The organism is Moritella sp. PE36, assembly GCF_000170855.1.
In the GTDB taxonomy this organism is placed as follows: domain Bacteria; phylum Pseudomonadota; class Gammaproteobacteria; order Enterobacterales; family Moritellaceae; genus Moritella.
The window spans coordinates 1-15,261 of the sequence record NZ_ABCQ01000009.1; the positions used below are offsets into that span (position 1 = coordinate 1).

Sequence of the window (15,261 nt, forward strand, 5' to 3'; positions counted from 1 at the left end):
AAACCCAGTCCTGAAACAACAAAGGTAATCGGCCACGCCATGTTAATACCCGCAAGCCCTTCTACACCGACATAATGACCGACAAAAATACCATCGATAATTTGATAAAGCCCGCTAACCAACATCGCGGCAATCGACGGGATCGCATAACGCCAAAAAGAACGTTTAATCTCAGCATCCGATGTTAACTCGGTCTTGTTTTGCTCTAACGATCTTGATTGTAACGGTGATGCTCTCACAAAAACCTCTATTTAATATTGAATATATTTATTCCTATGCATTATGCTTGTTTTTGCTATTGGTGAAAGTTAGCATCCATCCGATTTTCGGATAGAAGGCAGTATTTATATTTGATAGTATCGGTAATCTGTAGATTATAACTCACCTAGCAACCACTCAGATAAAGCGAGAAATAAAGTGAATTGGACAGTCGATCAATTAGAAGCATTTGTAACCGCAGTAAAACTCGGATCTTTCTCTGCCGCTGCACGCCATTTGGGCAAAGCACAATCACGAGTCAGTACCGCAATCGCTAATTTAGAAGCTGACCTTGATGTAACCTTGTTTGATCGCAGTGCACGACTACCGATACTGACACCAGCAGGCGAAGATATGTACGCCGAAGCTGAAGCCGTATTGAAGCAATGCCAACGCCTGCAATCACGTGCGCTAACCGTTTCTGGTGGTGAAGAGATATCAATAACTATCGCCATGGATGAAGCAGCTCCACTCATGGCGTTTCAACATTTATTTGAAGATATCGCCATGCAGTTTCCCCTACTTAAGATCAATATGATCAGCGGTTCACAAGCCGACATTGCTAAATGGGTTGATGAGAAAAAAGCAGATCTCGGGATTTTATTCCACTTAAAAGCACTGTTAGATTCGCTCGAATTCATGTCGATTGGTAAATTTAGTCAAACTTTGATTGTGGCTCCTGAGCACCCTCTAGCAAAGGTCCCTGAACCTAAAATCGAGCAGTTGAACCAATTTAGACAACTAGTCATTCGTGATCGTATGGGCATAACACAGGCTAAGGCGATTTCACCGAATCATTGGCATATCGACAGTTATTATTACATTACCGAATTAGTTATCAGGGGTATTGGCTGGGCGTTAGTGCCTGAGCATATCGCTAATATACATTGGTATAAAGGCGCTTTATCAGAATTATCCACTGTTCATATTACCGACCCTTTATTGATTGAAATGGGCATAGTTAAACGTCGAGATCAAGCCAGTGGCCCGGTCATGAACTGGATCTACCAAGCCTTAAATCAGGGTGTTACAAAATAGTAACAGTATTACTTTTTAGTTAATTTTGCGTAAAAAGTCTATAATTGTGCGCGTAACTATTTTTGAAAAATCTAAAAATACTATGGATAACCTGCGTTTTAGTGCAATAAAGTTACGGAATCTAGATTTTTATCCCTTTTATGTTGCTTTATCGCAGTTTATTTGTAAGATTATAGTCACGTAACATATCAGTGACATGTACTGCTGATAATGAATGGAATCAATTTTTCAGACTGGATGCGGAATCATCGAGTTATAAGGGTCTGGTAATGTCTTTATTAGAAGTTAAAAATCTTCGCATCGAATATCCATCTCGACATGGTGTTCACGCAGCAGTGAAATCATTGTCTTTTTCTATCGAACGTGGTGAAATCGTTGGTGTAGTTGGCGAATCTGGTGCAGGTAAATCAACGGTAGGTAATGCTGTTATTGATCTATTAAGCCCACCAGGTGTTATTGCTAGCGGCGAAGTATATCTTGAAGGTGAAAAAATATCGGGGTTAACACCCGAAGAGATGCGCAAAGTACGTGGCTCAAAAATCGGCTTCATCTTCCAAGATCCAATGACATCGCTAAATCCACTTTTTACCATCGAACGTCAAATTACAGAAACTATTCTAGCCAATCTTGATGTAAGCAAAAAAGAAGCGTTCTCTCGGGCACTGACCTTAATGGAACAAGTGGGTATACCTGAGCCTGAATTACGTATTAAACAATATCCGCATCAGTTCTCTGGTGGTATGAGACAGCGTGTGGTTATCGCTATCGCATTGTCTTGTGAACCCGACTTAATCATTGCCGATGAACCAACAACAGCACTTGATGTTTCAATTCAAGATCAAATTCTAAAACTGATCCGTGACTTATGTATTAAGAAAAACGTGGGTTGTATGCTCGTCACCCACGATATGGGTGTGGTATCGAATGTAACAGATAAAATTGCCGTGATGTACCGTGGTGATCTTGTTGAATTTGGTCCAACCAAGCAAGTGCTGAGCGATCCTTCGCATGAATATACCCGTAGCCTTATTTCTGCGGTACCGCGCTCTGATATCAAATTAGACCGTTTCCCACTGGTTAGCTATATCGAAGAAGCCGAAGAAATGAAGCAAATCGATATTAAAAACCACTGGTTAGGTCAAAGTCAGGATCAACGTGAATACACAGGTCCACTACTGACAGTGAATGATGTAAGTCTGCGCTTTGTGACTAAAGATTCATTCTTTGAAAGCAAACGTGAATACGTACAAGCATCTGACAACGTAAGCTTCCATATTAACGAAGGTGAAACCTTTGGTCTGGTGGGTGAGTCTGGTTCAGGTAAATCAACGATTGCACGTATTATCGCCGGACTTTATACCCCGAATGAAGGTAATATCACGTTCGAAGGCATTGATTTAACCGCATTGAAATCTGAAAAAGAACGTCGCCCGATCCGTCGTCAAATGCAGATGGTGTTCCAAAATCCATATACGTCGATGAATCCGCGAATGAAGGTTTTTGATATCATTTCAGAACCTATCCGTTTCCACAAACTGGCATCATCAGAAACTGAAGTTCGTCAAATTGTACATGATCTACTTGATCATGTCGGACTCGGTAGAATGGCTGGGGTAAAATACCCACACGAATTCTCTGGTGGCCAACGTCAACGTATTTCGATTGCCCGCGCGCTGGCAACACGTCCGCGTTTATTAATTTGTGACGAACCAACATCAGCACTTGATGTATCAGTACAAGCACAAATTCTTAATCTACTTAAAGATTTACAAGACGAACTCAATCTAACTATGCTGTTTATTAGTCATGATTTACCGGTTATTCGTCAAGTGAGTGATCGCGTCGGTGTAATGCAAAAAGGTAAACTGCTTGAAGTGGCTGCAACGGAAGACTTATTTACGAATCCACAGCATGAATACAGCCAACATCTTATTTCGTTAATGCCTGAATTTAAAGGCTTGCGTGACAAGTTAGCAAGCTAGTTATTATTAGAAAAACGAAGAAACAACCGTTTAATAAGAACAAAAAAAACACAACACATTCGGGAGTCACGTCCCAGCATGAAGGAGTTATGCAAATGAAAACCTTAAAGACCAAACTAGCCATTGCCCTAATGGCCGCAGGCCTAAGCTTTAGCGCTGCAGCAGCAGACATTACTGTTGCTTATGATGCAGATCCGGTATCGCTTGACCCGCATGAGCAACTATCTGGTGGTACACTACAGATGTCGCACATGCTGTTTGATCCGCTGGTTCGTTTTACCAAAGATTTCGATTTTGAAGGCCGTATTGCAGAAAAATGGGAACGTGTAAATGACACAACTTTCCGTTTTCACCTACGTAAAGGCGTAAAATTCCACTCTGGTAACCAACTAACTGCTGATGATGTTGTATGGACATTCGACCGTCTAAAATTATCAGTTGATTTCAAAAATGTTTTCTCTCCATATGAGAAAATGACTAAGATTGATGACTACACGGTAGAAATCGTGTCTTCAGAACCGTACCCATTGGTTCTACAGACAGCAACTTATATCTTCCCAATGGATAAGAAGTTCTACTCTGGTCAGGCGAACGGTAAAGACAAATCTGCCATCGTTAAACACGGTAGTTCATATGCGTCAACAAACGTATCTGGTACAGGTCCTTTCACTATTGCTTCTCGTGAGCAAGGTGTAAAAGTTGTATTCGAACGTTTCGACGGTTACTGGGATACTAAATCACCAGGTAACGTAGACAAGCTAACGCTTGTGCCAATTAAAGAAGATGCGACACGTGTTGCTGCACTACTTTCTGGCGACGTTGACATGATCCACCCTGTTGCACCAAACGATCAAAAACGTGTTTCAAAAACAAAAAATATCGATCTGGTAACAGTATCTGGTACGCGTATTATCACGTTCCAAATGAATCAAAACAGCAACCCAGCGCTTAAAGATGTGCGCGTACGTCAAGCTATCGTACATGCAATCAATAACGAAGCAATTGTGAAGAAAATCATGAAAGGCTTCGGCACAACCGCTGGCCAACAAGGTCCTGCAGGTTACGCTGGCTATGACGCTGACCTAGTGCCACGTTATGACTTGAAAAAAGCTAAACAGTTAATGAAAGATGCAGGTTATGAAAATGGCTTTAAACTTTCAATGATGGCGCCAAACAATCGTTATGTTAACGATGCGAAAATTGCACAAGCGTCTGCTTCAATGCTATCTAAAATTGGCATTAAAGTTGACCTAAAAACAATGCCAAAAGCACAATACTGGCCTGAATTTGATCTTTGCGCAGCTGACATGATGATGATTGGTTGGCATTCCGATACTGAAGATTCAGCGAACTTCTCTGAATTCTTAACAATGACACGTGATGAAGAAACAGGTCGTGGTGCTTACAACTGCGGTCAATACTCAAACGCTGAAGTTGATAAATTAGTAAACAGTGCAAACGCAGAAACAGACTCAGTAAAACGTGGTGTTATGCTGCAACGTGTTGAAAACATCTTGTATGACGAAGCAGCTTTCGTGCCACTACATTGGCAAGATCTAGCTTGGGGCGCAAAATCGAATCTACAAATTGATCCGATTGTAAACGCACTAAACTTCCCATACTTTGGTGACCTAGTAGTTAAATAAGCTTTACGGCTAAATAAACTACGACAACTTATCGGTATTTCATACCGTGACTATGCGGTGTTTTTATCACTATACTCTGATAAAAACACCGATTATTTTTACAAAAAAATATAGCTATAAAGGCTATAGATTTAATAATACTTTGGGAGACAAGGAATGTTTACATTTCTGATCAAACGCCTGTTTCAAGCCTTGATAGTAATGTTCGTGATCAGTTTGGTAGCATTTTCCATTCAAGATAATCTAGGCGATCCATTACGTGAATTAGTTGGTCAATCTGTATCTGAAGCAGAACGACAAACACTTCGTGATGAGCTAGGTCTTAATGATCCTTACATGACTAAATATAGTCGTTTTATTATTAATGCAGTGCAAGGTGACCTCGGCACTTCGTATTTCTTTAAAAGACCTGCAGCAGAAGTTATCTTAGATAAACTTCAAGCAACACTTGAATTGGTGTTTGGCGCAGCATTAATTATCGTTTTTGTGTCAATTCCGTTAGGAGTTTACTCAGCTATTCATCCCAAAAGTACACTCACTAAAATAATTATGGCTGTCAGTAGCATTGGTATCTCTGTACCGGTATTCCTTACTGCTATCATACTGATGTACATCTTCTCCATCGAACTAGGTTGGCTACCCTCTTATGGACGTGGTGAAACGGTCAATATCATGGGCTGGGAAACAGGTTTCCTTACTAAAGATGGTTTATTGCATTTAATCTTACCAAGTGTTTCACTTGCGTCTATCATGCTGCCACTTTTCATCCGCTTGGTTCGCTCTGAAATGCTAGAAGCATTGAGCTCGGAATACATAAAGTTTGCTAAAGCGAAAGGCTTATCACTAAACAAAATTTATTATATACATGCGCTTAAAAATACCATGCTGCCAGTTATCACGGTTGGTGGTGTACAAATCGGTACTATGATTGCTTACACAATTTTGACCGAAACGGTATTTCAGTGGCCAGGGACAGGTTTCCTATTCTTAGAAGCGATTAACCGTGTAGACACACCTCTAATCACTGCGTATGTCATCTTCGTTGGTTTAATCTTTGTGGTAACAAATACCCTAGTTGACCTGTTATATGGGGTGATTAACCCTACCGTAAACATTACAGGTAAAGGATAATAGGTATGAACACAATTACTTCATCTCATGTTCCTACTCGCTGGGAACGCTTTAAAAATTCAGATCTTATTTATTATTTCTTAAGAGATAAGGTCGCGATGTTCAGTTTTGCGATCTTTATGACGTTCTTGATCGCTGCATTAGCGGCACCGTTAATCGCGCCAACAGACCCGTATGATATTACCACTATTGATATCATGGATTCAGAGTTACCGCCGTCTTGGTTAGAAGAGGGTGACGAACGTTTCCTATTAGGTACAGATGATCAAGGCCGTGATATTTTATCAACCATGCTTTATGGTTCGCGTTTATCACTGACAATCGGTTTCTTAGCCGTTGCAGTACAATTAGTCTTAGGTATTGTGATTGGTCTGTCGGCAGGTTACTTCGGTGGCCGTATTGATAGCTTCCTGATGCGCTTTGCTGACGTACAGTTGTCATTTTCAACCATGATGGTAGCAATCATTGTCTCGGCGATCTTTAAAGCCAGCTTTGGTAGTGAGTTCTTTAGTCAATATGCGGTGGTCATGCTCGTGGTGATCATTGGTATTGCCGAATGGCCTCAGTATGCGCGTACTATTCGTGCATCGGTATTGGCCGAGAAACAAAAAGAATACGTTGAAGCCGCACAAGTGATGGGCTTAAAGTCAATGCGCATTATGTTTAGACACATTCTGCCAAACTGCTTGTCCCCTATCCTAGTGATTTCAACAGTGCAGATTGCCAATGCCATTATGTCAGAAGCAGCATTGTCGTTCTTAGGCTTAGGTTTACCGGTTGACCAACCTTCGTTAGGTGCGTTAATCAGTACCGGCTTTAAGTATATTTTCTCTGGTGCTTGGTGGATCACAGCCTTCCCGGGTGTATTACTGGTAACACTTGTTCTGGTAATTAACCTGCTTGGTGACTGGTTACGTGATGCGTTTAACCCTAAGATTTATAAAGGTTAAGAAAATAAGCGTTATTATTTATATGTAAGTGATAGTAATAAAAAAGCACTGTTCGTGAATACGTTCAGTGCTTTTTTATATAATGAAAACAACCTTCCACAGTATTGCGATTTGTTACTCTTATCTTCCTGTCAGGACAGAAACGGCTTAGAGCTTATGCTTCAAAGTGCTGCAATTTGTTAGGCGATACTTTCCCAAAGTATCATATTCAATAGCCTCTAAAAACTAGGAAAAATACACATATAGCTGCCATAGCTAAAAAATATAAAATTGTAGGGCCAGGGTTTCCGTTTTTCACCTCCGGCATTAAACTCCTTTTTACTTTGCCTCCGTCCATGACTTGAAGCCATATAGTGGTCACCAAAAGGAGTTGCGCCATCAGTAGCGTATTATTTTTCGGCCGATAAAATCGTTAATTGACCAAAATCATGTTCTTGTTCGCTATTTAATACATATCATCTTTAATTATCTATCTTCCATCAGATACAGAATATTGCCCTGCCTGAAGCCTTTTCACAGTAACCATACTTGCTCCATCGTCTTATAGTAGAACGTCTCTGATTCCCAAATCTATATAACTTACACTATTGCGTGTTTGCTAATGCCTTTGAATGCTCGAATCTATAATGAATGAAATTATTATTACGGTGTTTTGGATTGTTCATTGCTCACTTTGTACCGCAGCTGCCGCCATAGCACTACATATTAAATTTGTATCCGCAGAAGTGAGTTAGGTTGGGAGACTCTACCGTTAGAGGCTCTAAGAATTGGCTTGTTAAGTATTTATATTCTTACGCTTTCTCATTATTGACCTGACTCAAGTAAAACATAACTGAATTAGATTAATGCTTATCTAGTACTCTCAACTACTATCCTTATGATATTGTTGTTCTTTTAAATTAAAAAAACAAAGATGCGTCATGACTTGTCAAGTAGAAGGTGTGGTATTTGGCCCAGAAAGTAAAGAGGCTATTAAAAATATCAGAGATATAAGTAGAAGCGCTCAGATTTTAAGTGTTACTTTAGGTGTTTCTATTCTGAGTGATATTTTTGTCAAAAACGGTCCTGTTTCAGCTTCTTATAAGATCTATACTACAGATTTTGATTTACTGGGTTCTGCAATGTCTTCATCTACCCCAATGTTAAGAAATAGAGTAGATCACATAGCAGGTGAGATGGTGATATTTAAGTCATCTAAACTGACTGCCGCTGAAAAAAAATTCTGGAGGTGTGTATACAATGAAACTAGCTAAATTTGTGATAGCAACTGCATTACTAAGTTCTAGTGCATGTGCAGTGCAACCCGAACATTACCTTGCGTATGAAGCTAAAGTGAAGAGCTGTGTTGAAATAGAAAAAAGAAAGCCAGCCATCTCTTTGGAGCAATTAATCGGACTTCCTAGAGAAGCAGTTGCAAAAGGGGTCTTTTATTATAAAGCTAAGAATCTTGTTGATTGCTCAGCTAAAGAAGAATTGTACTCATTAGCTCAAGCCTTGGTGTTCAATGATTCCAGTGATATTGACATGGCAGCATTGACTTACATGTATTTATCTATTGCTCTAGTCGGTAAAGAATCTGATTTCAATCAAGTACCTTCCAATGTTAGAAATAAAATAGAAAAAGCGCTTCAGAATAGAAACCTAGAAGTGAACTTAGTTTCACTATACGATAAATTAGGAACTATGAAGTAATGGTAAAAGATATGTTTACGTAGCCAGATCTGGACAATGCGAAGTTAGCGGTGAAATAATAAATAAGGCTTCTAATATCAATTTAGAAGCCTCCTTTTCGTCAGTAAATTCGTAGGTCTATAGCTTAGGTCATAGCCCTACCGTATTATTTAAAACAATGTGTTATTACGCTTCTGCTGGTGTCATCGCTTCTGCTTCTTTACTCTTCTCAAGCATCTTACGAATAACAAACGAAGCCATAAATGCGACCACTACCATCACTACAGCTAATCCAGTCAACAAGCTGAAGTAGTCACCGTAAACTGTTTGGACGATCTCTTGGGTGATCACCTGGCCCTTCTCCATCGCAATCGAAGTAGAGAATACCGCACCAACAATACCACTCATGGCAATAGCCACAGAGAACAGACTCACCGAGAAGTTCTCAATGTGCTTCGGTGCGACAGACAAGATAAATGCGACAACCATACTGCCCACAATGACTTCAGCAAATGCTTGGAAGAAGTGAATAGCCAGGAAGACTTCAGGGCGGATAATCACATCTTCACCCACGTTTAGTACTGCCATGGTAAGAATACCAAACGCAATCGCCGTTAGAATAAATGAGAAACCCACTTTCGTCGCAGTCGTGAAGTTAATGTTACGTTTTTCAAGTGACGAGAATACATATGCGATCACTGGACCACCAACAATACACCACAGTGGATTCATTGCCATTGCCGCTTCCGGTGCAATTGGAATGAAACCAAACAGATCACCACGCATGGTATTGATTGTGACCATCGTCATTGATGTCATCATTTGACCGTAATAAACAAAGAACGCTGTCGTTAATACCGTCATGATAAGAATAGTACCCATTTTTAATGCATCAGCACGTTCAGCTTTAAGCATCAATGAGATGAAATAAAGGATCGCAGCAGCACCAATTGCATATACGATGTTTTGGCCGATACCCATGTTAGAGAACATGAAAAAGACTAAACCAATCATACCTAATGACAGCGCTGTAAAGGCAATCCAGTTTTTTGTGCTTACTAGCGCTTGGTCAATCTCGGCACCCACTGTTAATAATGGTTTGCGTGAAACAACTAGAATAATGAAAGCAATAGCGGCCATCGTTGCTGACAACATGAAGCTGCCATTAAACCCAACCATAAGCACCAACATCGGGAATAAGTACTGACCTAAGAAGGCACCAATATTATTCACAGAATAGTTAACTGAGTAACCATTTTCAAAGTCTTCCTGACTCGCAAACGTTCGCTTGTACAAGCTAGGGTATGAAGGTGACATAAGACCACGCGCATAACTTGCCAGTGCAATACCAACAAGACTCAGCGGTACATTACCTGACGATGCACCTAAAACAAGTAAGGTATAACCAACAGCAAAGCCAAGATAAGCAATCGTTAGAGAGCGATAAGCACCTAAGAACTTATCAGCAATGAAACCACCAGCAATCGCAAACAACGGGCCGATAGAAGAAAAAGCACCAACAACCATCATGGTGTCAGCTTCGCTATACCCTAAATCTTCTAAAAAGAAACGGGTTAAAACAACCATTACGCCGTAGAAAGATAAACCAAACAGCATTTGGCAACACATCATAGATTTATTTAGTCGATTCCACATAACTTAATCTCTTATAGTATGGATAAGTAAAGAAAGGTAAATACGACCAAATACTAACACTTAGGGAGTAATCAAATATGGGTGGAGATCTCATAAATTAACACTAACACATTACATTTCACTACATGCAACCCATTAAAACCTAACAAATATAACGAATAAACATGAACATTCGGATTATTATATTATGGGTGTTAGCTAGTTAATACGATATAATCATAAAAAATAACTAAACTAATGATAAGACACAGATACGGAATGACATCTCAATCAAGAACGGCAAATGGGTTTACCCTTATTGAATTAGCTATCACTATTATAATTTTGGCTGTGATGGCTGCTATCGCGATCCCTAAATTTTTAAACTTCCGTGAAGATGCGGAAATAAGCCGCGTTAAAGCGATTGCAGCCGCTTATCAACAAGCTGTTAGCTTTGTACAAATTCGCTACCAAGTACTGGGGAAAAGTGAGTACATGGTTGATATCCCAGGTTATGGCAACGGGGAACTCGACGTCAATCCAAGCGGGTTTCCCATCGGGATCGACAAAGGTAATGCCCAGGGAGTAATGACAAACCCGCACAATATAGGTAAAGGCCAGCAAGGTTGCGTCTCATTATGGGAAGAGTTATTAGCTGATCCACCTTCAGTATCTCTTGATGACGATGGCAGTGACTTTGAAGCTTACCGCCATAAAGGCACAGAGCCTGGTAATAGCTACAGTAACCAATGTACTTACGTATTACGTAGTTTAGGTGACAGCGAGACCAACAAGAATAAAGCCAAGATAGTGATAAATTACGATGCCGAAAAAGGTAAAGTGACGACTATTTTCAGGGATTAAAATTGCGCGTTTGGAAGTTAAATCCCATTACACGTGATATCAAAAGCAGTAACGACGATTCGAGTAATACTCTATATTTTTGATAAAAAAAAGCACCGAACGTATTCACGTTCAGTGCTTCTTAATATGGGGCGACTGAAGGGATTTGAACCCTCGACAACCGGAATCACAATCCGGGGCTCTACCAACTGAGCTACAACCGCCATTAACTATCGACTTATCTCGCTAAATATTGTTAGCCAGACCGTCTATTATTTCGATGTGAGAGAGTATGCAGCAGTTAGTTTCAACATGCAAGCCGACTTACGGCGCATGAACACTTTCCACGCCCTTCGTTTTAAATTTAAACAGCCAATTAAAAAGAGCGCAATTTAAAACATGTTATTAAGCGCGATGCCAACACCAAAACGGGTTTGACTGTGATTATAATCAATCAAGCTATCACCATAACCATTAAATACTGTGATATACCCTTTCAACTTACCATACAAAGGTGTGGTCAGATTTATTTGCACAGAACCGTTACTGGTCGCAAAATTCTGACGCATCTCCGCACTCAATTCATACTGGCCAAAATCATAGCCAATACCATATTCGAAATTCCCCATATAGTCATCTATATCAGGATTATCATCGCCTTTAGGACTTGTAGGATCTGCTTTAGAATCTTCTGGTAAACGATACCAAGGTCTAATACGCCAGACTAAATTGCCTTGCTCGTAGATGAATTCGGCATAAATACGATTCCATGATCGAGAGAGGCTACCTGAGCGGCCATTAGATTGATGTTCAAACCCGACCATGACGCCTGTATTTGCATCATTAGGATGCCAATCTAATGGCGCAACATAGAACATTTCGGGTCTGTAGTTTGTTTCTCTAAAGGGACTCGAAATCTCATTGGCGTACACTTGCCACCAAGCTTCGATCGTAAATCCAGCATAGATACGGTCACCGTCAACGAATAACGAATGGTAACTTAACGGTAATTTAAGACTCAATTGAAATTTAGACTCGACTGTTTTATAACCATCATTTATGGCTTGAGCTTGACTATAAGCGTCAGGATTGATTTGATTGGTACTGTAAACAGGTAAAATATAATTCATTCGATGAGGAGTAAGTACAAACTCAGATGTATCATTTTGCCGTTCTTCAACTATCCGCCGAGTCAGCACTCCCGCTTTCACTTTTTTACCACGGATAATGATTGAGCCATCTTCGTCAATAGTGCTCTGCGCTTTACATATAGCTCTAATTTCTCCTAACGTCACTTCTGATGCGCTATTTGCGACTTGCTTTGCAATACACTCGCTTTGTGTGACAGCTTGAGTCTGGTAACTAACGAACAGAAATAAAGACACTAAACCAAGTTTTTTATAGTTCAATCGTTGCAAAATAGATTCCATTTATCTGAGCTCTGATATCCATCTAGAGCATGTAATTACTTAATTATACGAATAAGATATCGGCCTTATGGTAATGGGTCAAGCAAGGATTAAACCTCTAGATAAGACAGGAGTAATACGAAAAAATCCGCGGAACAAAGTCCAGCGGATTATAATGTAAAAAATCAATTTAAACTAAATACGAGAGACTAATTAAAAATCATATTTAACAGTCACACCGTAGTTACGTTCCGCTTGCGATAAATCATTATCTTGTGTTGTTAAGCCGCGCACATCATTCCATGACCAGTACTGCTCATCTGTGAGGTTATAGACACCTGCACGTAATGTTAAGTCTTCCATTGGCTTGTAGTAAGCAGTTAAATCAACCACTGTTGAACTTGGGTTCTCAATCTGGTCTTTATTACCCGTATCCGTTGAGTTAATGTCGCTAACGCCTTTCTTTGCCGTATATACAGTCTTCAGTGACGTACCCCAGTTTGTGCTTGGGCTATCGTAGTTAAGACCGACTACCATATTCCAAGGAGCAACACTATTAAGCGCTAAACCATCTTGATCTTCACCTTCAGTGTAAGCTGCAGCCAAGCGTAAAGTCGTCCCGTCAAATGCGCCAATTAAGCTATCTAACCATAAGTTAGCACCTAACTCTGCACCTTTAACAGTTGCCTTTTCAAGGTTGTCATACGATGTGATGCCCCAGCTATATTGAGGATCATCATAACGCGTTACCGTATCAATAAAGTTATCATAGTCACTGTAAAACAGCGCAAATTCATAATTACCAGCGCTAAAGTTACCGCGTAAACCCGTTTCATAAGAAATACTTGTTTCAGCTTTTAAGTCAGGATTCGGCTCACTCTTATACGGCATAGTGCCACTGCTATATGAATAGAACAGCTCTTGAAAATCTGGAGCTCTAAAACCTTGGCTAACTTGTGCAAATACTTTTGTATCCTCCGTTAAACTATATAATGCACCAAACTTACCCGTGACGGCAGAGTCTGAATAATCTTTATAATCTGTTGGGATGTAACCACTCACATTGTTATGCTTATCGGTTGGTACACTATTATCAGGATTAGTACTAAAACTATCAAAACGAACACTTGGCGTTAATACTAAATCACCGTCGAGCAAAACGATTTGATCTTGTAGGTAAGCGCCCCACTTAATCTCTTCCGCGGCAGGCATATAATAATATAATGTGTTTGTGGTATCTCCCGCGCTATCCGTCTTGTAGGTAACATTGATATTCTCAATATCACGATATTCATAAGACAAACCATATGTTAAATAATGTTCCATCCCTGCTAATGCAAATGATTTATCAAATTTAGCACTACCTTCATAGCCTTCTTCACCATAGAGGTAATCTTTTAACTCACTTTTATTCGCTGTATTACCACGCATGGTTTGAGATATTTGTTTACTTTTTTTCCAATCAAGTTGCAGTGCTACAGAATCAAATAGTGCGTTATCTGCAGTTAAAATATATTTTGCACCAATACGTTGACGTTCATGCTGATCTTCAGCGTCATAGTTTTCATCCCAAGTACTATCTAGTGGTAAATCACTATCTATATCAGAAAGTACTTGTTCACCAGTAAATTCAATACGGTTATTTTCGTTAATTTGATATTGAAGTTTTACTAAAATATTATTTTTTTCTGTTTCTTGCGGATCTGGCTCACCAAAGTTTTGCTCTTCTTCACCAGCTCTATGGGTATAAGCCACAAGTGATTCTAAATTACCAGTACGATTAGCTAATGCCACTGATTGAGAGAAACTACTATCAACCGAGTGATAACCTAATTTTAGGTGACCACCGCTATTATCACCTGCATCGAGAAAATCACTTGGATCTTTCGTTTCAAAGGCAACAATACCTGCAATAGCATCACTACCATATAAACTCGATGCTGGACCTTTTACTACTTCAACTGATTTGATCATATCAGGGTCGATATCTAATCGCCCTGATTGAATGAAAGACTGACCAGAATCAAAACGATTTGCCTGTGATACACCATCAATAACAATCTTAACGCGGTTTCCTTCCATGCCGCGAATATTGATACTTTGAATACCGTATCGAGGATCACTTTCGACTGTTATGCCCGGCGTATAGTCAAAGATTTCACCTACATTTTTCACTAGATTTTCTTCAATATCATCAGCGGAAATAACACTGACTGACGCTGCAACATCTGTCAGTAATTGTTCTGAGCGTGTCGCAGACACCACGGTAGTCGCATCAGCCGTGTTGTTATTTGATTCAGCCATTGCCGGCATTGATAAAGCTAATAAAATAGATGTGGTTAAATACTTCTTGTTCCAAGACATCGAGAGTTCCCTACAGCGTCATTAATGTTTAAGTGGCGTCAATATAACAAGATCAAATGAGAATTACTATCATTCTCATTAGTATTTTTATTTATTTTATATTGAATAATCTGAAACTTGATAAGGAATAAAGTATTTTATATTTATTAGTGGTAGACGTTGGTTTATCACCGATTTTTCTAGTTATCATTAGTAATTAAATTAGTTCAAATACCGGTATTTAACTATAAATAATGAATAAACATGAAAACATGCTATATTCAGGCGCTATATTTCAATTAACCTATCCATAATAGATAGCTAAACTGCAAACCTAGCCATTCACAGGGTAAAC

12 protein-coding genes and 1 tRNA gene are annotated in these 15,261 nt (G+C 39.6%); 8 read left to right on the plus strand and 5 right to left on the minus strand.

Annotated elements, in window-relative coordinates; all coding sequences use genetic code 11:
* A partial coding sequence (locus tag PE36_RS07525; protein ID WP_006031386.1) for an MATE family efflux transporter occupies positions 1 to 239 on the minus strand: 239 nt, incomplete at its 3' end.
* Positions 240 to 417: 178 nt separating this feature from the next.
* Here PE36_RS07525 and PE36_RS07530 point away from each other — a divergent pair.
* The 7 genes from PE36_RS07530 (at position 418) to PE36_RS07560 (ending at position 8,697) form a co-directional block, all read left to right on the plus strand.
* Positions 418 to 1,296: a LysR family transcriptional regulator gene (locus PE36_RS07530; protein WP_006031387.1), complete on the plus strand. Its 879-nt coding sequence runs from the start codon at positions 418 to 420 to the stop codon at positions 1,294 to 1,296.
* A gap of 269 nt (positions 1,297 to 1,565) precedes the next feature.
* Entirely contained in the window at positions 1,566 to 3,278 is a 1,713-nt protein-coding gene (locus tag PE36_RS07535) for an ABC transporter ATP-binding protein (RefSeq protein ID WP_043994239.1), read from the plus strand.
* Between the two features lie 95 nt (positions 3,279 to 3,373).
* The gene (locus tag PE36_RS07540; protein ID WP_006031389.1) at positions 3,374 to 4,924 is read left to right on the plus strand and encodes an ABC transporter substrate-binding protein; all 1,551 of its coding nucleotides are present in this window, start codon (positions 3,374 to 3,376) and stop codon (positions 4,922 to 4,924) included.
* Positions 4,925 to 5,080: 156 nt separating this feature from the next.
* The gene (locus tag PE36_RS07545; RefSeq protein WP_006031390.1) at positions 5,081 to 6,055 is read left to right on the plus strand and encodes an ABC transporter permease; all 975 of its coding nucleotides are present in this window, start codon (positions 5,081 to 5,083) and stop codon (positions 6,053 to 6,055) included.
* A 5-nt stretch (positions 6,056 to 6,060) separates the two neighbouring features.
* Positions 6,061 to 7,005 carry an ABC transporter permease gene (locus PE36_RS07550; protein ID WP_043994242.1) on the plus strand — a complete coding sequence of 315 codons (945 nt, stop codon included), beginning with the start codon at positions 6,061 to 6,063 and terminating at the stop codon, positions 7,003 to 7,005.
* 920 nt (positions 7,006 to 7,925) lie between these two features.
* Complete coding sequence (locus PE36_RS07555) at positions 7,926 to 8,258, plus strand: hypothetical protein (RefSeq protein ID WP_006031394.1); 333 nt, start codon at positions 7,926 to 7,928, stop codon at positions 8,256 to 8,258.
* Positions 8,245 to 8,697 carry a hypothetical protein gene (locus tag PE36_RS07560; protein WP_006031395.1) on the plus strand — a complete coding sequence of 151 codons (453 nt, stop codon included), beginning with the start codon at positions 8,245 to 8,247 and terminating at the stop codon, positions 8,695 to 8,697. The genes PE36_RS07555 and PE36_RS07560 overlap by 14 nt, the downstream gene beginning before the upstream one ends.
* 165 nt (positions 8,698 to 8,862) lie before the next feature.
* Here the strand turns inward: PE36_RS07560 and PE36_RS07565 are convergent, their stop codons facing one another.
* Positions 8,863 to 10,332: a peptide MFS transporter gene (locus tag PE36_RS07565; RefSeq protein ID WP_043994244.1), complete on the minus strand. Its 1,470-nt coding sequence runs from the start codon at positions 10,330 to 10,332 to the stop codon at positions 8,863 to 8,865.
* 258 nt (positions 10,333 to 10,590) lie between these two features.
* Here PE36_RS07565 and PE36_RS07570 point away from each other — a divergent pair, with 258 nt between their 5' ends.
* Positions 10,591 to 11,175, plus strand: a complete 585-nt coding sequence (locus tag PE36_RS07570; RefSeq protein ID WP_006031397.1) for a Tfp pilus assembly protein FimT/FimU — start codon at positions 10,591 to 10,593, stop codon at positions 11,173 to 11,175.
* A 127-nt stretch (positions 11,176 to 11,302) separates the two neighbouring features.
* Here PE36_RS07570 and PE36_RS07575 read toward each other — a convergent pair.
* From PE36_RS07575 to PE36_RS07585, 3 genes are all read right to left on the minus strand, one after another.
* Positions 11,303 to 11,378, minus strand: a tRNA-His gene (locus tag PE36_RS07575).
* A gap of 168 nt (positions 11,379 to 11,546) precedes the next feature.
* Positions 11,547 to 12,584 carry a phospholipase A gene (locus tag PE36_RS07580; RefSeq protein ID WP_006031398.1) on the minus strand — a complete coding sequence of 346 codons (1,038 nt, stop codon included), beginning with the start codon at positions 12,582 to 12,584 and terminating at the stop codon, positions 11,547 to 11,549.
* Between the two features lie 192 nt (positions 12,585 to 12,776).
* On the minus strand, positions 12,777 to 14,927 hold the full coding sequence (locus PE36_RS07585) for a TonB-dependent hemoglobin/transferrin/lactoferrin family receptor (protein WP_006031399.1): 2,151 nt from the start codon (positions 14,925 to 14,927) through the stop codon (positions 12,777 to 12,779).
* Between the last annotated feature and the right edge of the window lie 334 nt (positions 14,928 to 15,261).

Bases quoted from the DNA above. Each gene is read 5' to 3' on its own strand.
- PE36_RS07535 (WP_043994239.1), top strand. From the start codon at position 1,566: ATGTCTTTATTAGAAGTTAAAAATCTTCGCATCGAATATCCATCTCGA.
- PE36_RS07540 (WP_006031389.1), top strand. From the start codon at position 3,374: ATGAAAACCTTAAAGACCAAACTAGCCATTGCCCTAATGGCCGCAGGC.
- PE36_RS07545 (WP_006031390.1), top strand. From the start codon at position 5,081: ATGTTTACATTTCTGATCAAACGCCTGTTTCAAGCCTTGATAGTAATG.
- PE36_RS07550 (WP_043994242.1), top strand. From the start codon at position 6,061: ATGAACACAATTACTTCATCTCATGTTCCTACTCGCTGGGAACGCTTT.
- PE36_RS07555 (WP_006031394.1), top strand. From the start codon at position 7,926: ATGACTTGTCAAGTAGAAGGTGTGGTATTTGGCCCAGAAAGTAAAGAG.
- PE36_RS07560 (WP_006031395.1), top strand. From the start codon at position 8,245: ATGAAACTAGCTAAATTTGTGATAGCAACTGCATTACTAAGTTCTAGT.
- PE36_RS07565 (WP_043994244.1), bottom strand. From the start codon at position 10,332: ATGTGGAATCGACTAAATAAATCTATGATGTGTTGCCAAATGCTGTTT.
- PE36_RS07570 (WP_006031397.1), top strand. From the start codon at position 10,591: ATGACATCTCAATCAAGAACGGCAAATGGGTTTACCCTTATTGAATTA.
- PE36_RS07580 (WP_006031398.1), bottom strand. From the start codon at position 12,584: ATGGAATCTATTTTGCAACGATTGAACTATAAAAAACTTGGTTTAGTG.
- PE36_RS07585 (WP_006031399.1), bottom strand. From the start codon at position 14,927: ATGTCTTGGAACAAGAAGTATTTAACCACATCTATTTTATTAGCTTTA.